Annotated in this window: 16 protein-coding genes; 9 read left to right on the top strand and 7 right to left on the bottom strand. The window is 68.4% G+C overall.

Annotated elements, in window-relative coordinates; translation table 11 throughout:
- From AC3A3G_RS07750 to AC3A3G_RS07735, 4 genes are all read right to left on the bottom strand, one after another.
- Positions 1–1,032 carry a hypothetical protein gene (locus AC3A3G_RS07750; protein WP_487487905.1) on the bottom strand — a complete coding sequence of 344 codons (1,032 nt, stop codon included), beginning with the start codon at positions 1,030–1,032 and terminating at the stop codon, positions 1–3.
- Positions 1,033–1,124: 92 nt separating this feature from the next.
- Complete coding sequence (locus AC3A3G_RS07745) at positions 1,125–1,892, bottom strand: ABC transporter permease (protein ID WP_412876857.1); 768 nt, start codon at positions 1,890–1,892, stop codon at positions 1,125–1,127.
- Entirely contained in the window at positions 1,892–2,827 is a 936-nt protein-coding gene (locus tag AC3A3G_RS07740) for an ABC transporter ATP-binding protein (protein WP_487487904.1), read from the bottom strand. The genes AC3A3G_RS07745 and AC3A3G_RS07740 overlap by 1 nt, the downstream gene beginning before the upstream one ends.
- A gap of 84 nt (positions 2,828–2,911) precedes the next feature.
- Entirely contained in the window at positions 2,912–3,250 is a 339-nt protein-coding gene (locus AC3A3G_RS07735) for a DUF2218 domain-containing protein (protein WP_200167890.1), read from the bottom strand.
- 118 nt (positions 3,251–3,368) lie between these two features.
- Between AC3A3G_RS07735 and AC3A3G_RS07730 the strand changes: the two genes are divergently transcribed.
- From AC3A3G_RS07730 to AC3A3G_RS07710, 5 genes are all read left to right on the top strand, one after another.
- Positions 3,369–4,697, top strand: coding sequence for a PQQ-dependent sugar dehydrogenase (locus AC3A3G_RS07730; protein WP_487487903.1), 1,329 nt, complete (start codon positions 3,369–3,371; stop codon positions 4,695–4,697).
- A gap of 257 nt (positions 4,698–4,954) precedes the next feature.
- Positions 4,955–6,754 carry a long-chain-acyl-CoA synthetase gene (locus tag AC3A3G_RS07725; protein ID WP_487487902.1) on the top strand — a complete coding sequence of 600 codons (1,800 nt, stop codon included), beginning with the start codon at positions 4,955–4,957 and terminating at the stop codon, positions 6,752–6,754.
- Between the two features lie 255 nt (positions 6,755–7,009).
- Positions 7,010–7,879: a flagellar motor stator protein MotA gene (motA, locus tag AC3A3G_RS07720; protein ID WP_003163893.1), complete on the top strand. Its 870-nt coding sequence runs from the start codon at positions 7,010–7,012 to the stop codon at positions 7,877–7,879.
- Between the two features lie 92 nt (positions 7,880–7,971).
- Positions 7,972–8,280, top strand: a complete 309-nt coding sequence (locus tag AC3A3G_RS07715; RefSeq protein WP_368925046.1) for a hypothetical protein — start codon at positions 7,972–7,974, stop codon at positions 8,278–8,280.
- 151 nt (positions 8,281–8,431) lie between these two features.
- On the top strand, positions 8,432–8,716 hold the full coding sequence (locus AC3A3G_RS07710; RefSeq protein WP_125901078.1) for a hypothetical protein: 285 nt from the start codon (positions 8,432–8,434) through the stop codon (positions 8,714–8,716).
- A 3-nt stretch (positions 8,717–8,719) separates the two neighbouring features.
- Here AC3A3G_RS07710 and AC3A3G_RS07705 read toward each other — a convergent pair whose 3' ends face one another.
- The gene (locus AC3A3G_RS07705; RefSeq protein ID WP_200167894.1) at positions 8,720–8,866 is read right to left on the bottom strand and encodes a hypothetical protein; all 147 of its coding nucleotides are present in this window, start codon (positions 8,864–8,866) and stop codon (positions 8,720–8,722) included.
- Between AC3A3G_RS07705 and mnmC1 the strand changes: the two genes are divergently transcribed.
- The 4 genes from mnmC1 to AC3A3G_RS07685 all read left to right on the top strand — a co-directional run bounded on the left by mnmC1 (position 8,865) and on the right by AC3A3G_RS07685 (position 15,562).
- Positions 8,865–10,673, top strand: coding sequence for an FAD-dependent 5-carboxymethylaminomethyl-2-thiouridine(34) oxidoreductase MnmC1 (gene mnmC1 / locus AC3A3G_RS07700; protein ID WP_487487901.1), 1,809 nt, complete (start codon positions 8,865–8,867; stop codon positions 10,671–10,673). The genes AC3A3G_RS07705 and mnmC1 overlap by 2 nt on opposite strands.
- 33 nt (positions 10,674–10,706) lie before the next feature.
- Positions 10,707–11,129 (top strand): DUF6491 family protein, encoded by a 423-nt coding sequence (locus tag AC3A3G_RS07695; RefSeq protein ID WP_487487900.1) that lies wholly within the window; start codon positions 10,707–10,709, stop codon positions 11,127–11,129.
- Positions 11,130–11,302: 173 nt separating this feature from the next.
- Positions 11,303–12,463 carry an efflux RND transporter periplasmic adaptor subunit gene (locus AC3A3G_RS07690; RefSeq protein WP_313515621.1) on the top strand — a complete coding sequence of 387 codons (1,161 nt, stop codon included), beginning with the start codon at positions 11,303–11,305 and terminating at the stop codon, positions 12,461–12,463.
- A gap of 9 nt (positions 12,464–12,472) precedes the next feature.
- Positions 12,473–15,562 carry an efflux RND transporter permease subunit gene (locus tag AC3A3G_RS07685; protein ID WP_125901072.1) on the top strand — a complete coding sequence of 1,030 codons (3,090 nt, stop codon included), beginning with the start codon at positions 12,473–12,475 and terminating at the stop codon, positions 15,560–15,562.
- Between the two features lie 152 nt (positions 15,563–15,714).
- On the opposite strand, the gene AC3A3G_RS07680 is transcribed toward AC3A3G_RS07685, so the two are convergent.
- Together AC3A3G_RS07680 and nhaA are read right to left on the bottom strand one after the other, a co-directional pair.
- Positions 15,715–18,366, bottom strand: coding sequence for a TonB-dependent receptor (locus tag AC3A3G_RS07680; protein ID WP_487487899.1), 2,652 nt, complete (start codon positions 18,364–18,366; stop codon positions 15,715–15,717).
- Between the two features lie 230 nt (positions 18,367–18,596).
- On the bottom strand, positions 18,597–19,802 hold the full coding sequence (gene nhaA, locus AC3A3G_RS07675; RefSeq protein ID WP_200167898.1) for a Na+/H+ antiporter NhaA: 1,206 nt from the start codon (positions 19,800–19,802) through the stop codon (positions 18,597–18,599).
- Between the last annotated feature and the right edge of the window lie 201 nt (positions 19,803–20,003).

Here is a 20,003-nt window from a genome sequence, read left to right as displayed (position 1 = left end):
TCAGTCCAGCTTCTGGGGCCGGGTGACGATGGGGGCGTTGGGGTCGGTCTGGGCCGGACGCGCCTGGGTCGGCGGCGGGCCGTCGGCCTGGACCGGGGCGTCGGGCTGCGACGCGGCGGGCGGCGTCACCACCACCACGGGCGCGGGAGGCGGCGTCGCGGGCGCCTGGGTTGCGGGAGCCTGGGTTGCTGACGGCGCGGGGGTCGGTCGGGGCGACGGCGCGGGCGCAGGGCGCGCGATCTGAGCCGGAGCGGAGCGCGCCGACGTCGACGGAGTGCGGGCGATCGGCGCGGGGGCGGGCGGCGTCTCGACAGCGACGGGAGCGGGCTGCGGCGTCGGCGTTTCGAGCGGGACGGCGGGGGCCTCAACAGCGGGTTCCGTCACGACGACGGGCGGCGGCGCGGCGTCTTCCGCGCCCGAGCGGGCCAGCAGCCAGACCGCCACGGGAACCAGGACGGCGGCGGCCGCCACCCCGGCGTAGAGCGGCCAGCGCGAGCGGGGCTTGGGCGCAGCGGGCGCCAAGGGCGCGGCGATCGTCTCGACCATGGGCGACGCTGCGGGCGGGACGACGGGCGCGGGCGCCGCGGGCGGCGCGGCCGGAGCCGTCGCGGCGGGCGTCGGGCTGGGCGCGGCTTGCGGCAGGGGGCGCGGCGTCAGCGGGGCGGCGGGCGGCGCAGACGGCGCTGGCTGCGGCGCGGTCTGTTGCAGGGCCGGGGCGGTCGGCGCGGGGCGACGGCGCGGGACCATGGAGCCGCCGAACACGTCGGCGGGTCGGGCGACAGGGGCGGCGCCGCGCGGGGCGGCGGGCTGGGCCGTCTGCGGGCGCGCGGGAGCGGGCTTGGCTTGCGCCGGTTTCGGGTGCGGCGGCATGGCGGTCAGGCGCGCCAGACCTTCGTCGCGCGGCAGGGGGCCGACGTGGAAGGCGGCCTGGGGCGGGCGGCCCCAGGTGATCTGGCCCCGGCGGAAGGGTTCAGGGGCGCGCGGGGCGGACGGAGTTTCGGGCGACTGGGGCTTGTCGTCGGCGTCGGACATTCGGTCTCCGGCGCTCAGGCGAGCGCGCATCAGGTCGAAAAGGCGTTAGAGGGCCAGGACGGTGAGCGCCGAGTTCGGCGCTTTCGTGGCCGTCAGTTCTTCAGACGATAGCCGGTCTTGAAGATCCAGCCCACCACCGCCAGGCAACCGAAGAAGAAACCCAACGTGGCCAGAAGACTGATCTCAACGCTGACGTCCCCCACGCCGTAGAAGGCCCAGCGGAAGCCCGAGATCAGATAGACCACCGGGTTGAACAGGGCGACCGTGCGCCAGCCCTCGGGCAGCATCTCGATCGAATAGAAGGCGCCGCCCAGGAAGGTCAGGGGCGTGACGATCAGCATGGGCACGAACTGAAGCTGCTCGAAATTCTGCGCCCAGACCCCGATGATGAAGCCGAACAGGGCGAAGGTGGTCGAGATCAGGATGAGGAAGGCCAGCATCCAGAAGGGATGCAGGATCTCCAGCGGCACGAAGAAGGCCGCCGTGGCCAGGATGATGAGGCCCAGGATCGCCGACTTGGTCGCCGCCGCCCCGACATAGGCCAGCACGATCTCCAGCGGCGACACGGGCGCGGACAGGATCTCGTAGATCGTCCCCGTGAACTTGGGGAAGTAGATGCCGAAGGAGGCGTTGAAGATCGACTGGGTGAACAGGCTGAGCATGATCAGCCCCGGCACGATGAAGGCGCCGTAGGGGACGCCGTCCACCTCGGTCATGCGGCTGCCGATGGCCCCGCCGAAGACGACGAAATAGAGCGACGTGGTGATGACCGGCGTCACCAGCGACTGCCACAGGGTGCGAAGGGCGCGCGCCATCTCGAAGCGATAGATGGCCCAGACGCCGTAACCGTTGAAGCTCATCACGCGGCCTCCCGATCCTGATGGACCAGGCCGACGAAGATGTCTTCGAGCGAGCTCTGGCGGGTGCTGAGATCCTTGAAGCCGACGCCGAGATCCGACAGACGGCGCATCAGGGACGGGACGCCGGTCTTTTCGGCGTTGGAATCGAAGACGTATTCCAGTTCGGCCCCGTCGCATTGCAGCGCCAGATTCCATTCGGCCAGTTCCGGCGGCAGGGTCGCCAGCGGCTCCTGAAGCTGAAGCGTCAGGGTCTTCTTGCCCAGCTTCTGCATCAGGTCGGCGGTCTTCTCGACCAGGATCAGCTCGCCCTTGAGGATGACGCCGACGCGGTCGGCCATCTCCTCGGCTTCCTCGATGTAGTGGGTGGTCAGGATGATGGTCACGCCGCGTTCGCGCAGGCGGCGCACCAGCGACCACATGTCCCGGCGCAGCTCGACGTCGACGCCCGCCGTGGGTTCGTCGAGGAACAGGATCTCCGGTTCGTGGCTCAGGGCCTTGGCGATCATGACGCGGCGCTTCATCCCGCCGGACAGGGTCATGATCTTGGCGTCCTTCTTGTCCCACAGGCTGAGGTCGCGAAGGATCTGTTCGACATAGGCCGGGTTCGGCGCCTTGCCGAACAGGCCCCGGCTGAAGGTGACGGTCGCCCAGACGGTCTCGAAGGCGTCGGTCGTCAGTTCCTGCGGCACCAGGCCGATCTTGGTGCGGGCGGCGCGATAGTCGGACTGGATGTCGTGGCCGTCGGCGGTGATGGTTCCGGTCGAAGGGGTGACGATGCCGCAGACGATGGAGATCATCGTCGTCTTGCCCGCTCCGTTCGGCCCCAACAGGGCGAAAATCTCGCCCTTTTCGATCTCCAGATCGACGCGCTTCAGGGCCTGGTGCCCCGTCTTATAGGTCTTGGTCAGACCCTGGATGGTGATGACGGCTGGCATGCAGGCCCCTCCCGGCTTGGGCGAGGCAGATAAGAAGGCGGCCGCGCCCGCTCAAGAGCGCCGTTTGGACAAGATTGACAAAAGTCAGGCCTCGGAGCGCCAGTCGAACACCAGGGTCTCGCGGTGGCCGAAGCGCGACAGGTGGTCGGCGAACACCACCTTGAAGCGGTCCATGTCGGCGCCGACGTCGCCTTCCAACCGGACCAGCAGGCGGTCCGCCAGGGCCTGCATCCTGCATACCCCCATGGGCAGGACGATGCGGGCGTTCTCGGGCGTGAAGGCGGCCTCGAACTTGTGCGCCCAATGCTTGGCCAGTTGCTGCATATAGCGGCTGGCGTAGGCGGTCAGGACTTCGACAGTCGCCACCGGACCCGTCGGATCGGAAGCGGCATCGGAAACGGTAGGGGCGGTAGCGACGGTCATGGCGATCCTCACACGAACAGGCCGCCACCATAGCAAGTTGCGATCGACTCGCAAAATCACAGGCAACCTGACCGCTCTCTCGCGGGTTTCTCCTCCGACGCCATGAAAGGGCGACGCCATGTTCCGTCTTTCCGTCCTGCCCGTCCTGGCGGTGAGTTTCAGCCTGATCCTGGCCCTGGAGGCGTGCGCCACGCGCAGCGCCCTGCCTGACAGCGCGGGATTCGGCGCCGCCCCCGCCCTGCCCGCGCCCCAGCCCCAGGCCGTTCCCACCGTCAAGATCGCCCGCGCCGTCGGCTGGCCGCAGGGACAGACGCCGGTTGCGGCGGCGGGCCTGGCGGTGAACGCCTTTGCGACCGGGCTGGATCATCCGCGCTGGCTCCATGTCCTGCCCAACGGCGACGTTCTGGTCGCCGAGTCCCAGGCGCCGGCGAAGCCCAAGGACAAGAAGGGCGGACTGCGCGGCTGGGTCGAGGGGCTGGTGATGTCGCGCGCCGGATCGGGCGACACGCCCAGCGCCGATCGCATCAGCCTGCTGCGCGACGCCGACGGCGACGGGACGGCGGAGACGAAGACGGTCTTTCTGAGCGGACTGACCTCGCCCTTCGGCATGGCCCTGATCGGAGGGCGGCTTTACGTCGCCAACGCCGACGCCGTGGTCATGGTCCCCTATCAGACGGGCCAGACGCGCATCGACGCGACGCCGGTCAAGATCGCGGACCTGCCCGCCGGGCGCAATCACCACTGGACCAAGAGCCTGGTCGCCTCGGCGGACGGAAGCAGGCTCTATGTCGGGGTCGGCTCCAACTCCAACATCGGCGAGAACGGGCTGGACGAGGAGGTCGACCGCGCCGCCATCCTGGAGATCGACGTCGCCACCGGCGCGCGGCGCGTCTTCGCCTCGGGGCTGCGGAACCCGGTCGGCCTGGCCTGGAATCCGCAGGACGGGCGTTTGTGGACCTCGGTCAATGAGCGCGACGCCCTGGGCGACGATCTGGTGCCCGACTACATGACCTCGGTGACGTCCGGCGGCTTCTACGGCTGGCCATGGAGCTATTACGGCCAGAACGTCGACGAACGGGTGCAGCCCGCCCGGCCCGACATGGTCGCCAGGGCGATCAGGCCCGACTACGCCCTGGGGTCGCATACGGCGTCGCTGGGCCTGACCTTCTACGCCGGGACGCTGCTGCCCCAGTGGCGCAACGGGGCGATCATCGGCCAGCACGGCTCGTGGAACCGCAACCCGCCGTCCGGATACAAGGTCATCTTCGTGCCCTTCCGCGAAGGGCGCCCGGACGGACCGCCGCAGGACGTGCTGACCGGCTTCCGCAACGCAAGGGGCGAGGCCATGGGGCGGCCCGTCGGCGTGGCGGTCGATGGACGCGGCGCCCTGCTGGTCGCCGACGACGTGGGCGACGCGGTCTGGCGCGTGACGCCCGCCGCGCGATGAGATGCGGCGGCGGCTTCATCAGTCGTGAGGGCGCGGGCCTGGTTTCATCTGCAGACGACCCCGCGTGAAACCGTCGCTCACTGCCGGATCAGCTTGACCCTGCGTCGGCTTTCGACTTGACCTTACGTCATTGAAAAGGACGCGAAAGCTTGCCTTTTTGTCGAATGGCCCCGTCTGCGTCCCCGCCGCCGGTTGACCCGCCGCCCCGCGCCGTTCATCAACCATGACAAAGGCAATCGGGAAGAGGCGGCGCACCCATGGGACTGGCGGCAAACATCCGGCGCGACATCAAGTTCGCTGGCGGGCTGTTCAGGCTTCTGAAGCGCATCAAGCCCATCACGCTCGACAGCGACGTCCTGGCCTGTGACGACATCGAGGAGGCGGTCGACAAGTTCGGCCCCAACATCGCGGTCGAGGACGAAACCCGCAAGCTGACCTATCGCGAGTTCGAGGCCCTGGCGAACCGCTACGCCAACTGGGCCAAGAGCCGCAATCTGAAGCGCAGCGACGTCATCGCCCTGGTGATGCACAACCGCGTGGAATACGTGGCGGCCTGGTTCGGCTTCTCCAAGGTCGGGGTGGCCACCGCCCTGATCAACAACAATCTGAGCGGCGCGGCCCTGGCCCACTGCCTGACCATCTCGACCGCCTTCAACGTGGTGACGGACGAGGACTGCTGGCAGGCGGTCGAGGACGCGCGCGGCCTGGTCGATCGCAACCTGATGATCTGGGTCCACGGCCTGGGCGAAGAAAACGAGACCAACGCCCGTCGCGACCTGGACAACGCCGTGCGCAGCGCATCGTCCGTGCGGCCCGACCGTTCGCTGCGTCAGGGCATGACCAATCGCGACACGGCCCTGTACATCTTCACCTCAGGCACCACCGGCCTGCCCAAGGCGGCGCGGATGCCCCATTCGCGGGTGCGGACCTATATGCGCGCCTTCGCCGGGGCCACGGCCTCGACGCCCAAGGACGCCCTGTTCAACGTCCTGCCGCTGTATCACTCGACCGGCGGCCTGGTCGGCGTCGGCTCGGTGCTGCTGAACGGCGGGCGGATGGTGACGCGGCGGCGCTTCTCAGCCACCCATTTCTGGCCCGACGTGAAGGCGACGGGGGCGACCATGTTCGTCTATATCGGCGAGCTGTGCCGCTATCTGGTCAACAGCCCCGAACACCCGGACGAAAAGGGCCACAAGCTGCGGCTGGCCTTCGGCAACGGCCTGCGCCCCGACGTCTGGCCCGAGTTCCAGAGCCGCTTCGGCATCAAGGACATCCTTGAGTTCTACGGCTCGACCGAGGGCAACGTCTCCCTGTTCAACTTCGACGGCAAGGCGGGGGCCATCGGCCGGGTGCCGGGCTTCCTGAAGTCGCAGATCAACATCCGCCTGATCGCCCTGGACCCGGAAACGGGCGAGCCGGTGCGCGGCGCCGACGGCCTGTGCCGCCTGGTGATGAGCGGCGAGACGGGCGAGGCCATCGGTCAGATCGGCAGCGACATCCGCCACGACTTCTCGGGCTATGCCGACAAGAAGGCGTCAGAGAAGAAGATCCTGACCGACGTGCTCAAGAAGGGCGACCGCTGGTTCCGCACCGGCGACCTGATGCGTCAGGACCGTCAGGGCTACCTCTATTTCATGGACCGTCTGGGCGACACCTTCCGCTGGAAGGGCGAGAACGTCTCGACCGCCGAGGTCGAGCAGCGCCTGTCCGAAGCGCCGGGCGTGCAGGAAGTCATCGCCTATGGCGTCGAGGTGCCGGGCCAGGAAGGCAAGGCGGGCATGGTCGGCCTGGTGCTGGACGAGAAGTTCGACGCGACGAGCTTCGCCGCCTGGGCCGACGAGCAGCTGCCGACCTACGCCCGGCCGGTGTTCGTGCGGATGCTGAAGTCGGCCGACACCACCGGGACGTTCAAATACCGCAAGGTCGACCTGGTCGCCGACGGCTTCGATCCCGACAAGGTCGACGGCCCCGTCTGGGTGCGCGGCGGCAAGGCCGGCTATCAGAAGCTGACCCCCAAGGCCCGCGAGGCGATCCTGAATGGCGCGACGCGGCTTTAAAACTCTCCCTCCCCTTCATGGGGAGGGTGGCTGAGGCGAAGCCGAAGTCGGGTGGGGCGATTGGCCGCTCACGCGCCGCTCCATGCATCACCCGGCCCTCCCCACCCGGTCGCTACGCGACCACCCTCCCCATGAAGGGGAGGGAAAGGGTTCAGCGCGATTTCGTCCCGAACCGGGATTCGCGAAACGCGGCCTTAAGCATTAACGCCGATAACGGCGTCCTGACCCTTCGGCTCCAGGACGCCTGCTCGCCTCATGTTCCAGATCATCGGCATCGTCATGCTGTTCGCCATGGTGTTCGGCAGCTTCCTGCTGCACGGCGGCAAGATGGCGACGATCCTCTATTCGCTGCCCTATGAGCTCATGGCCATCTTCGGCGCGGGCATCGCGGCCTTCCTGATTTCCAACAGCCTGCCGGTGATCAAGGCCACCCTGGGCGGCCTGGGCAAGTGCTTCGCCGGGCCGAAGTGGAAGAAGCAGGACTACAAGGATCTGCTCAGCCTGCTGTTCCAGCTGACCAAGACGATGAAATCCAAGGGCGTGATCGCCCTGGAAAGCCACATCGAAAAGCCGGCCGAAAGCGCCATCTTCCAGAAATACCCCAAGGTGCTGAAGGACCACTTCGCCACCGACTTCATCTGCGACACCCTGCGGATGATGACCATGAACCTCGAGGATCCGCACCAGATCGAGGACGCCATGGAGAAGCAGCTGGAGAAGCACCACCACGAGGCCCTGGCCCCGGCCCACGCGCTGCAGACCCTGGCCGACGGCCTGCCCGCCCTGGGCATCGTCGCCGCCGTGCTGGGCATCATCAAGACCATGGGTTCGATCACCGAGCCGCCGGAAGTGCTGGGCGGCATGATCGGCGGCGCCCTGGTCGGCACCTTCCTGGGCGTCTTCCTGGCCTATGGCCTGGTCGGGCCGTTCGCCTCACGCCTGAACGCCATCGTCGAGGAGGAAGGCGCCTACTACAAGATCATCCAGTCGGTGCTGGTGGCCCACCTGCACGGCAATGCGGCCCAGATCTCGGTCGAGATCGGCCGCGGCGACATCCCCTCGACCGCCCAGCCGTCCTTCACCGAAATGGAAGAGGCCCTGGCCGCCGCGCCGATGGACGCCTGACGCCCGCAAGCGACGTTCGGAACACGGAGCGTTCACGACGGTTCTCTCAGGATCACGGCCGCGTGCGCGGCCGCTTGTGAAGGAGCCGTCCGATGCGACCGTCCTCAAAACTCTCCCTGACGATTCTGACCGCCGCCAGCACCCTGCTGATGCTGGCCGCCTGCAATGACCGATCCCCGGAAAAGACGGAAGGCGCAGCCGCGCCCGCCGCCGCGTCACCCGCCGTCACGCCGACAAGCCCTTCGTCCGACACCCTGACGCCTGCGAATCCGCCCCCAGGCGACGCGATTCCAGCGCCGACGCCGCCGACCCTGCCTCCGGATCCGGACGCGCCGGTCACGCCGGTTCCCACAGACCCGACCGACCCCACCACGCCGCCCATTCCCCCCCACGGCCGCTGACGAAACGGCGGTGGGCGTATCGATATTCGTGATGCCCTCGCGATGACTTCACGAACCCGTGAGAAATCGCTTGCGCTCCTCCTCACGAAGCCGTTATCTCTCCCTCAGCGAGGTTCATGGTCTCGCTTTTACCTTCTGAAGGAAGAAACCTATGCGCATCACCGCTCTGATCGCCGCTTCGGCCGCTGCTCTGGCCCTGGCCGCTTGCCAACCCGCCGCCACCGACAAGGCTGAAGACGCCGCTGCCGACGCCACCGCCGCCGCCGACACCGCTGCCGACGCCGCTGCTACGGCCGACGCCGCCGCCACCGACGCTGCCGCCGCTGCTGGCGAAGCCGCTGGCGAAGCCGTCAAGGCTGCCGACGCCGCTGCTGCTCCGGCTGCTGACGCCGCTGCCGCTCCGGCCGCTGCTCCGGCTGCTCCGGCTGCCCACTAAGACTTACGTCTCGGTGTTGCGGTCCTCGTGACCGCGATGCGGAAAGGGGTCGTCCTCACGGACGGCCCCTTTTTCATGCGTGCTTTCCAAACGCTCATTCCTGGCGGACATGCTTTCTTCCAGCGGCCGGGACCGATAGACCGCCGCCATGACCGTCGCCTCGCCGCCAGATAACGCCTCGCCCCAACTGCTGTGGGCCGAAGACGGCTCGCCCCGGTCGGGCCGATTCGGCGACGTCTATTTCTCGAAAGACGACGGCCTGGCCGAGACCCGCGCGGTCTTTCTGCAAGGCTGCGGCCTTCCCGAGGCCTGGTCGGGGCGATCCGCCTTCACCGTCGGCGAACTGGGCTTCGGCACCGGGCTGAATATCGTGACCCTGCTGGACCTGTGGCGGCGCACGCGCGCGGACGGGGCGCGGCTACGGGTCTTCTCCATCGAAGGCTTCCCCCTGACGCGCGACGAAGCGGCCCGCGCCCTCGCCGCCTGGCCCGAGCTGGCCGAGACGGCCGCCGGGGTGCTGGACGTGTGGCCCGCCGAGACGCCGGGCTTTCACCGGCTGGACCTGCCGCATTGGGGGGCGACGATCGACCTGGCCGTCGGCGACGCCCGATGGGCGCTGGAGCAATGGTCGGGTCCGGCCGACGCCTGGTTCCTGGACGGGTTCTCGCCCGCGCTGAACCCCGGCATGTGGTCGCCCGAGATCCTGGCCCTGGTCGCGGCGCGCTCCGCGCCCGGCGCGCGGCTGGCCACCTTCACCGTCGCCGGGGCCGTGCGGCGCGGCCTGGCCGAGCATGGCTTCACCGTCGAGAAGAAGCCCGGCCACGGCAGGAAGCGCGAGCGGCTGGAGGCGCGCATGGCGGGCGAGGCGCTGACGGAGCGCCCTCATCATGTCGCCGTGATCGGCGCCGGGATCGCGGGCGCCGCCGTCGCCCGCGCCCTGATCGCCGAGGGCGCGCGCGTCACGATCGTCGAGGCAGAGCGAGCGGGCGCGGGCGCTTCAGGTTTTCCAGCCTCGCTGGTGACGCCGCGACTGGACGCGGGCGACGCCTTCATCGCCGAATTCCACGCCCAGGCGCTGGAGCGGGCGGGAAGCCTGTACCGCGCCCTGCCCGGCGCCGTCGTCGCCGAGGGGGTGCTGCAACTGGAGCAGGCGCCGCGCGACGCCGCCCGCTTCGACAAGATCGCAACGCAAGCCCTGTGGCCGGAAAGGGCCATGCACAGGCTGGACCCCGCCGCCTGTTCTGAGCGCCTGGGCGAACCCACAACGCGCGGCGGTCTGATGATGGGCCAGGCGCTGGCCGTGCGCTCCGACACGATTCTGGAGCCGTGGCTGGCGGGCGCTGAACGGGTCACGGGGCGCGCGGCCGCACTGGAAGCGACGACCGACGGCTGGCGCGTGAAGGGCGACGACGGCGCCGTCCTGATCGAGGCGGACGCCGTCGTGCTGACGGCGGGCTGGGGATCGGCGCGGCTGGCGCCCGACCTGCCGCTGTCTCCGGTCGCGGGACAGGCGGACTGGACCCGGGGGACGCCGCCGCCTCTGCCCGTCGCCTGGGGCGGCTACGCCGCGCCGACCGGGAACGGGATGCTCTACGGCGCCACCCATGACCGGGGCGTGGAGGCGCCCGAGGCGTCCGATGAGGCCGGCGCCCGCAACCAGGCGACCCTGGCCGCCGCCCTGCCCGCCCTCGCCGCGCTGGCGCAGCAAGCGCCCGCCGAGGCGCGCGGCCGCCGCGTCGCCGTGCGCGCGACGACGCCCGACCGCCTGCCCCTGTGCGGAGAATGGAAGAGCGGACTCCATGTCCTGACCGGCCTGGGTTCGCGCGGCTTTTGCGTCGCCCCCCTGCTGGGCGAGCATCTGGCGGCGACCATCATGGGGCGGCCTTCGCCCGTGCAACGTGACCATGGGAGTCGCTTAGGCCCTTCGCGTCATGACAACGTCGCTGAAGACCGCTAAGGTCGAATACCGACGATCAGCAAAGGATACGCCATGACCCTCCGTACTTCCCTCGCCGCCTGTACGGTCCTGGTTTTGAGCCTGAGCGCCGCCGCCTGCGCGCCCCAGACGAACGGCGCCTCCTCGGTGCAGACGGCCTCGTCGACGGCCGCCCCCTGCTTCTACGCCGATCAGGTCCGCAACTTCCGCTCGGATGATCGCACCAACATCTATTTCGACACGGGTCGCGGACGCATCTATCAGGCCCAGGCGGTCGGCATCTGCCAGGATCTGGACTTCGCCACGGCCCTGACCATTCGTCCGCAGAGCGCCGGGAAGTCGCGCCTGTGCGCCGGCGACTGGGCGAATCTGAACGTTCGCGGCATGTCAGGCGTCAACGGCCCTTGCCGCGTCCGCATCGTCAAGGCACTGAGCGAGGCCGAAGTCGCCGCCTTGCCGGATCGGGTCCGCCCCTGACCAGAAAACGACCGTCAGCACGCGCCCCGGTTGCAGATTACATCGTCGTAATTGCGAATGAGTCGTTTGAGCGCGGATCGCCGAACGGGTAAGTAGCGTTGCTATGCCCGCGACGCCGGACAGAAGGTTGGCGCGCGTCTGACTGTACGCTCAATCTCCCAGGATATTCGCACGTGGCGACCTCTCGACGCTTTTCGGCCCGGCTGACCGTCAGCCTGGCCCTCGCTCTGGCTACCAGCCTGACCCTGGCCGCATGCGGCGGACACGGGGATGAAAAGGACAAGAAGGACGGGGCCTCGCGCCAGACCGTCAGCGCGACGACGGCGACCTCGGTCGCCCTGCCCCGCACCGTGGTCGCCTCAGGCACCGTCTCGGCCTGGGAAGAGGTGCCGGTCGCCGCCGAGACCGGCGGACTGACGGCGACGATCCTCTATGTCGACGAAGGCTCCTATGTCCGCCAGGGCCAGCCCCTGGTGCAGATGAACGACGTCCTGTTGCGCGCCCAGGTGCGCCAGCAGCAGGCGGCCGTGCAGACGGCCGAGGCCAACGTCGCCCGCGACGACGCCGCCCTGGCCCGCGCCCAGGAACTGAAGACGCGCGGCTTCCTGAGCCAGGCGTCGCTGGATACGGCCCTGGCCAATCAGCGCGCCTCGGCGGCCAATCTGGCCTCGGCCCACGCCGCCCTGGCCGAGACCCAGACTCGCCTGTCCCAGGCCACCATCCGCGCGCCGGTCAGTGGCCTGATCATCAGCCGCAGCGTGACCAAGGGCCAGATCATCAGCGCCGGAACCGAACTGTTCCGCATGGTGCGCGACGGCCGTCTGGAACTGGACGCCCAGGTGCCGGAAACCGAACTGCCCCTGATCCAGGCCGGACAGAGCGCGGCCGTCACCTCCAGCCAGGCCGGATCGACGACCGGCACGGTCCGCATCGTCACGCCCGAGGTCAACGCCCAGACCCGCCTGGGCCTGGCGCGCATCAGCCTGGCGCCCGGCAGCGCCCTGAAGCCCGGCATGTTCGCCCGCGCCGCCATCGAGGCGGGCACGCGCCCGGCCACAGTGGTGCCGACCGACGCCGTCCTGTATCGCAGCAACAAGTCCGGGGTGTTCGTGCTGAACGCCGATTCCTCTGTGCGCTTCATCCCAGTGACTGTGCTGTCGCGGCGCGACGACCAGACCTCGGTCGAGGGGCTGAACGCGGGCGTCCGCGTCGTGGTGGCCGGCGCCGGCTTCCTGAACGAGGGCGACAAGGTGACGGTGGCCGCGCCGCGCGCCGCCGCGCCCGCAGCGGCTCCAGCCGCCGCCCCCGCCGCCCAAGCGCCCGCCAAGAAGTAAGGCCCGGCCATGAATCAGCTTTCCGCCTGGGCGATCAAGAACCCCATCCCCATCATCCTGCTGTTCCTGCTGCTGACGCTGGGCGGCGTGACCGGCTTCGCCGGGATGCGGATCAACAACAACCCCGACATCGACTTCCCCCTGGTCGCGGTCACGGCCGCGCGCCCCGGCGCCGCCCCGACCGAGATGGAGGTGCAGGTCACGCGGGTGATCGAGGATTCGATCGCCGGCCTGTCGGGCGTGCGCCACATCTACTCCAACGTCTCGGACGGGGTGTCCTCGACCACCATCGAGTTCGAACTGGGCACCGACACCGAGCGCGCCACCAACGACGTCCGCAACGCCATGAGCGGGGTGCGCGCCAGCCTGCCCCAGGACATGCAGGAGCCGACGGTCCAACGCATCGACATCACCGGCGACGCCCTGATCACCTATGTCGTCCGCTCGGAAACGATGACGCCGGAACAGATCAGCTGGTTTATCGACAATGAGATGAGCCGCGCCCTGCTGGCGCTGGGCGGCGTCGGCGAGGTCAATCGCTCGGGCGGGGTGGACCGCGAGATCCGCGTCGAACTGGATCCGCAACGGCTCAGCGCCTACGGCGTCACGGCGGCCCAGGTCAGCCAGGCCCTGACCAACGTCAACAACAACCTGCCGGGCGGTCGCGTCACCATCGCGGGCTCGGAACGCGCCGTGCGCACCCTGGGCGCCGCCGGTTCGGTCGAGCAGTTGCGCGAGACCCTGGTGCCCGTGGGCGACGGCAAGAACGTGCGCCTGGGCGATCTGGGCGTGGTGGTCGACAAGTGGAGCGAGCCGCGCCGCCTGGCCCGCTACAACGGCCAGGAGGCCGTGACCTTCAACTTCCTGCGCTCGCGCGAGGCCAGCGAGGTCAAGGTCTCGGAAAAGGTCCGCGCCGAGGTCGAGAAGATCGACGAGGCCCATCCCGAACTGACCATCGAACAGGTCACGTCCAGCGTGAAATACATCGAGGAATCCTACCTCGCCTCGCTGGAGGCGCTGATCCTGGGCGCCGTGCTGGCGGTCATCGTGGTGTGGATCTTCCTGCGCGACTGGCGGGCGACCGTGATCGCGGCGACGGCCATGCCGATGTCGCTGATCCCGACCTTCGCCATCCTGGGGCCGATGGACCAGTCGCTGAACGTGGTGACGCTGCTGGCCCTGTCGCTGACGATCGGCATCCTGGTCGACGACGCCATCGTGGAGATCGAGAACATCGTCCGCCACATGCGCGACGGCAAGCCGCCCTATGACGCCGCCTTCGAGGCCGCCGACGAGATCGGCCTGGCCGTCGTGGCGACGACCGGCACCATCATCGCCGTGTTCGCGCCCGTGGGCTTCATGCCGGGCATCATCGGCCAGTTCTTCAAGGCCTTCGCCCTGGCCGCCTGCATCAGCGTCTTCTTCTCCCTGGTGGTGGCGCGTCTGCTGACGCCGCTGATGGCGGCCTACATGCTCAAGCACACCCATCATGAGGACAAGGATCCCTTCTGGATGGCGGGCTATCTGCGCTCGCTGAAGTGGTGCCTGCGCCATCGCTGGATCGTCTTCGTGATGGGCGGCGCCTTCCTGTTCGGCTCCATCTTCCTGTCGGTTGCGGCCAAGATGTCGTTCGAGTTCATGTCGCCCGCCGACGAAGGCCGCGCGGCCTTCCAGATCGAACTGCCGCCGGGCTCCACCCTGCATCAGACCGATGTCGTGGTGCAGCAGGTGACGCAGACGCTGAACGCCCGGCCGGAGGTCACTTCGGTCTACGCCGCCATCGGCGGCCAGTCGGTGAACCAGGCCAACGTCTACGCCGACATGGTGCCCAAGGGTAAGCGCGACCTGAGCCAGCAGGCCTTCGCCCGCGTCATGGTCGATGAGCTGAAGCAGATCCCCGGAGCCCGCATCCGCGCCGGCATCGCCCAGCAGGGCGGCGGACCGGGCGACGGCACCAGCTACACCTTCTCCATCCTGGGCGACGATCCGATCGTGCTGGAAGCCGCGGCCCGCAAGGTCGAGGAGGAGATGCGCGGGGTGCCGGGCCTGGCCAACATCGTCAACACCGCCGCCATCGCCCGACCGGAAATCCTGGTCACGCCGCGCCCGGATGAGGCGGCGCTGCTGGGCGTCTCGGCCGGGGCCATCTCCCAGGCCGTGCGTGTCGCCACCATCGGCGACATCGACCAGAACCTGCCGAAGTACAATCTGGGCGACCGCCAGATCCCCATTCGCCTGCAGCTGACCGAGGCCGCGCGCGAGGATCTGAACGTGCTGGAGACGCTGCGCGTGCCGACCGCCTCAGGGGCCGCCGTGCCGCTGAGCGCCGTGGCCGACATCGAGTTCGGCGCCGGTCCGGCCACGGTCAGTCGCCAGGATCGCTCGCGCATCGCCTCCATCTCGGCCGAGCTGGACGGCATCACCACCGGCGCGGCGGGCCAGGCGGTCAACCGCCTGCCGTCGGTCAAGGAACTGCCGACCGGCGTGCGCCAGGTGCCCGCCGGGGACGCCGAGTTCATCCAGGAGATGCTGGTGGGCTTCGGCATCGCCTTCCTGTCCGGCATTCTGCTGATGTATGCGGTGCTGACCCTGCTGTTCAAAAGCTTCGCCTATCCGATCACCATCATGGCGGCTCTGCCCCTGGCCATCGGCGGCGCCTTCATCGCCCTGGTGATCGCAGGCAAGAGCTTCTCCATGTCGGCCCTGATCGGGGTGCTGATGCTGATGGGGATCGCGGCCAAGAACTCCATCCTGCTGGTCGACTACATCATCATGGCCGAGAAGAGCGGGTTGAGCCGTTTCGCCGCCATCATGGACGCCGCCCACAAGCGGGCGCGGCCGATCCTGATGACCACCTTCGCCATGGGGGCGGGCATGGTGCCCATCGCCATCGGCTGGGGCGCCGACGTGGAGTTCCGCTCGCCCATGGCCGTGGCCGTGGTCGGGGGGCTGATCTCCTCGACCTTCCTGTCGCTGCTCTACATCCCGGCGGTGTTCACCATCATCGACGACATCGCCGGCTTCGGGCGACGCCTGCTGAACCGGATGTTCGCCGGCCAGCGGCGACTGGCGGGGGAAAGCCACACCCCGGCCGAGTGAGGCGGCCGCTTCGCGGTTGAATGAGGGAAGCCCCCGATCCATGCGGCCGGGGGCTTTTTCCATGTGCCTGCCCTCTCCCGATGGGAGAGGGATAGAAAAAGGGCGGGCCGGATCGCTCCGGCCCGCCCCTCCTGTCAGACGCTCCGCTTGGATCAGTAGCGGACGCGCAGGGTCACGCCGTAGGTACGCGGCTGGCCCATGAAGGCGTTGTAGGTCTGGGTGTCCAGCGCCGGGTTGTAATAGGTGCCGTTGGGCTGGACCGTGGTCTGGAAGGCCGAGCCCTGCAGGGGGGCGTTGATGGCCACCTGCTTGTACTCCTCGTCGGTCAGGTTCTGGGCCCACAGGTCCAGCGCCCAGCGTTCGTCTTCCGAGCCCAGGGTGACGCGGCCGTTCAGCAGGGTCATGGCGTCCTGCATCTTGTACGGCAGCAGATCCGAACCGGTGTTGAACTCGGTCGAGTATTTGGCCGACAGGTTCAGACCCATCTTCAGCCCAGCGCCGATCGAGCGGTCGAAGGCCACCGAGGCGGTCGCCGACCATTCCGGCGCGAAGGAAGCCCGCGATCCCGGCAGCAGCGACAGCTGCGGGAAGTTGCCGGGATTGGTCAGGTCGGCGGCGGTGAAGTCGCCGTACTTGGTGTCGGTGTAGGTCACGCCGCCCGACAGCGACAGGCCCTCGACCGGGGTGAACCAGACGAAGTCGGCGTCGACGCCTTCCGAGGTCAGCTCAGGGATGGATTCGACCACGAAGGCCGTGCCCAGGAAGGTGTTGAGCTGGAAGTCCTCGAACTTCTGATTGAAGTAGGTGATGTTGAACAGCACCGAGCGGTTGAACAGGGTGTTCTTCAGCCCGATTTCATAGCTGTCGACGGTCTCCGACGGGAACAGCAGGGAGTTGTTCGGCGTGATCGGCAGCGGGTTGGTCGCGGTCGGCCCCTGCACCCGGTCCATGTTGTAGCCGAACGACTTGTAGCCGCGCGCGTAGGAGGCGTAGGCCATCACGCTGTCGTTGAAGCGATAGCTGCCCTTGATGGTGCCGCTCAGCTCGCCGTTGTCGTGGCTTTCCGAGATGCGACGGTTGTCGAACAGAGGGTTGGCCCAGGGCAGGCAGAGGTTGGCGGCCAGACGACCGGCCGTGGCCTGGGCGGTCGCCTGGTTGAGGCCCGCGCCCATCAGGGCGCCGGTCATGGCGCCGACGTTGCCCAGGGCGCCGCCGCAGGCCGCGCCGTTGGTTCCCAGATTGTCCTGAACGCCCAGCAGGCGCTTGTCGTCCAGGGTGTAGCGCAGACCCAGGGTCAGATCGAACTTGTCGGTGACGCGCCAGGTGTTGTTGGTGAAGAGGGCGAAGGATTCCGTCGTCTGGCTGTAGTGGTCCTGCACGCCGTGGCCGACGCCGAAGCCGGGGCCGCTGGGCGCCGTCGGGCCGGTGGTCGCGCTGCCGCCCTGCGCTAGGCAGCCCGCCAGGAACTGCGCCGTCGTACCCGGACGGGTCAGGCAGCCGATGATGCCGGGACGGATCGGAATGGCGCCGCCCGAGCCGGCGTTCAGCTGGCTGGAGATCAGCAGCGACAGGAAGGGCGTGTAGCCCGCGCCGTACCAGTAGCTGTCTGCGCGATTGATGTTCTCGCGCGTGGCGAAGGCCCCGACCAGCCAGTCGAGACGGTCGGTGGAGCCCGCCAGACGGAACTCCTGGGTCAGGTTCTCCAGCTCGAAGCCGTAACCGCCGTCATTCTCGCGATAGAGGATGTCGGCGGTGGTGTAGTCGAGATCCATGCCGTTGACCCCCGACCAGTTCCGCCAGGAGCTGAGCGAGGTGAAGGTGGCGTTCCACGACGGGATGTCGATGTTGGCCTCGGCGGAGAAACCCATGTCCTCCATTTCCTGGCCGGTGCCGCGGTTGGCGTAGGCCGTGCGCGAGAACGGCAGTTCGCCAAAGCCCGGGGCCGGGGCCGCCTGCTGGCCGCCGACGGCGGTGATGAACGGATAGGTCGGACCGGTGCGGACCTGGGTCGAGACGCAGCAGTATTCGTCGCGCTTGGAATAGTCGGCGATCAGGCGGATCGACACGTCGTCCGAGGGCAGGATCAGCAGTTGACCGCGGGCGGTCCAGAAGTCCTGGTTCTGGTCGTCCGTCTCCTGACGCGGGCCGGAGCCGGTGATCACGTCATAGAAGCCGTCGCGTTCGCGCTTGGCCATATAGAGACGGCCGGCGATCTTGTCGGTGATCGGTCCGGTGACCGAACCGGCGATCCCCCAGGCCCCGAAGTTGCCGTAGGTGGCCTCGGCGTTGAAGCCCGGCGTGAAGGACGGAGCCTCGGAAATGATGTTGATGACGCCGGCCGAGGTGTTCTTGCCGAACAGGGTGCCCTGCGGCCCCTTCAGCACCTCGATGCGGCTCAGCTCGCCCAGGTCGCCGAAGCCGACGCCGTTGCGCGAGCGATAGACGCCGTCGATCACGACGCCGACCGAGCTTTCCAGGCCGGGGTTGTCGCCGACCGTGCCGACGCCGCGGATACGAGCCGTGGTCGAGGTCTCCGACTGGGTCGAGGTGACGGTCATGCCCGGCGTCAGAATCTGCAGATCCTTGATGTCGCGCACGCCCGCGCCGTCCAGCGCTTCCTGCGACAGGGTCGTGACCACGATCGGCACGTCCTGCAGGCTCTGTTCGCGCTTCTGGGCGGTGACGATGATGTCGTCGACCGTGGTCGGTCTTTCCTGGGCGGCGGCGGCGCCTGCGAAGCCGAAGGCGACGGCCCCGACGACGGCGGCGGATGCGGTGCTGCGGAGGATGTGGTTCAAACGCATGAGGCGGCTCCCCGACTATGGCGGGCCGTGCTGACGGCCGCGCACGTTCCTGTCCCTGATGACCCGCACTCATTAAACGGCGCGAGTTCTCAATAAGAAGGGGTAGTGCAAGGCGGAGTCACCGACAAGCTGAGGCCCCGTCAGTGACGAAAATTTCACCTACCCTCGCCCGATCTGTGGCGAGAAAGAGACAAATATACTGACGTTAGGTCAATGTTATCAATGATCAGTCAGATGTTCGACTGGTGCGCGACCATTCTCTTCTTTCGGCCTTTTTCGGCCAGGGTCAGAATCGCGGCGGCCATCAGGGCCGACAGCACCGAACCGCCGATGACGCCCAGCTTGACCTCGATCTGCTCGGGCGAGTCCACCGCGCCGGGGAAGGCCAGCACGCCGATGAACAGGCTCATGGTGAAGCCGATGCCGCACAGCAGGCTGACGCCGTAGAGCTGCATCCAACCCGCGCCCGACGGCCTGTCGCCCAGGCCCAGCTTCACCGCGAGCCAGGCCACGCCGAAGACGCCCACCTGCTTGCCGATGAAAAGGCCGAGCGCGATGGCGATGACCAGGGGGGCGAAGGCCTGCTCCAGCGACAGGCCGGCGAAGGAGACGCCCGCCTTGGCGAAGGCGAACAGGGGCAGGACCAGATAGGCCACATAGGGGTGCAGGTCGTGCATGGCGTCCTTGAGCGGGCTCTGCGAGGTCTCGCGGCGCGGCTCGACCGGCACGATCAGGGCGAAGGCCACGGCGGTCAGGGAGGTGGACAGGCCCGACTGCACCGTCAGATACCAGACGGCGCCAAAGCCCAGCACCCAGAAGGCGGCGGCCATCCGGCGCCGCCCCAGAACGGCGAACAGGGCGGTGACGCCCAGCGCCGCCAGCAGCGGAACCCACTGCACCCCCTGGCTGAACAGGACGGCGATCAGAGCGATGGCGCCCAGGTCGTCGACGATGGCCAGGGTCAAGAGGAAGACGCGCAGGGAGGACGGCAGACTGCGTCCGACCACGGCGAAGACGGCCAGGGCAAAGGCGATGTCGGTGGCCAAGGGGATGGGCCAGCCCTGCGTCGGGCCGCCCAGCGCCCCGACCACGCCCAGATAGACCAGACCCGGTACCGCCATGCCGCCGAGCGCCGCCAGGATGGGCAGGGCCAGCTTCTTGGGATTGCTCAGCTCGCCCTTGAGGATCTCGTATTTGATCTCCAAGCCGACGACGAGGAAGAAGACGGCCATCAGGCCTTCCTTGATCCAGTCGGACACCGTCTCCTCCAGCCGCAGCGGGCCGATCTGGACGGCGTGGACGCTCTTGAGCCAGGCGAAATAGTCCGCCGACCAGGGCGAGTTGGCGACGATCAGGGCGGCGACGGCGGCGAGGCCGAGGACGGCCCCGGAACCGGCCTCGGTCTTGAGGAAGGCGAGCGTGAATTTTCTGGCCACGAAGGTCTCCGAAACAATGAGATGGTCTGTCGTGGCGTCAGGTTATCGACGGACGCCGGACCGGATTCGCGCGCAGGGCGGCGCCGGCCTGGCCTCGGGATCGGATCGCACGAGACCTGATGTCTGCGGGTGAAAATACGGATCGGCGGCGAAGGTTCAAGCCTGATCGGCCGGATCGGGCTCGCGGTTGCGAAATGCACG

The sequence above is a fragment of the Brevundimonas sp. Soil_N_31 genome (assembly GCF_057655995.1).
This window is presented reverse-complemented; position numbering and strand designations above follow the sequence as displayed.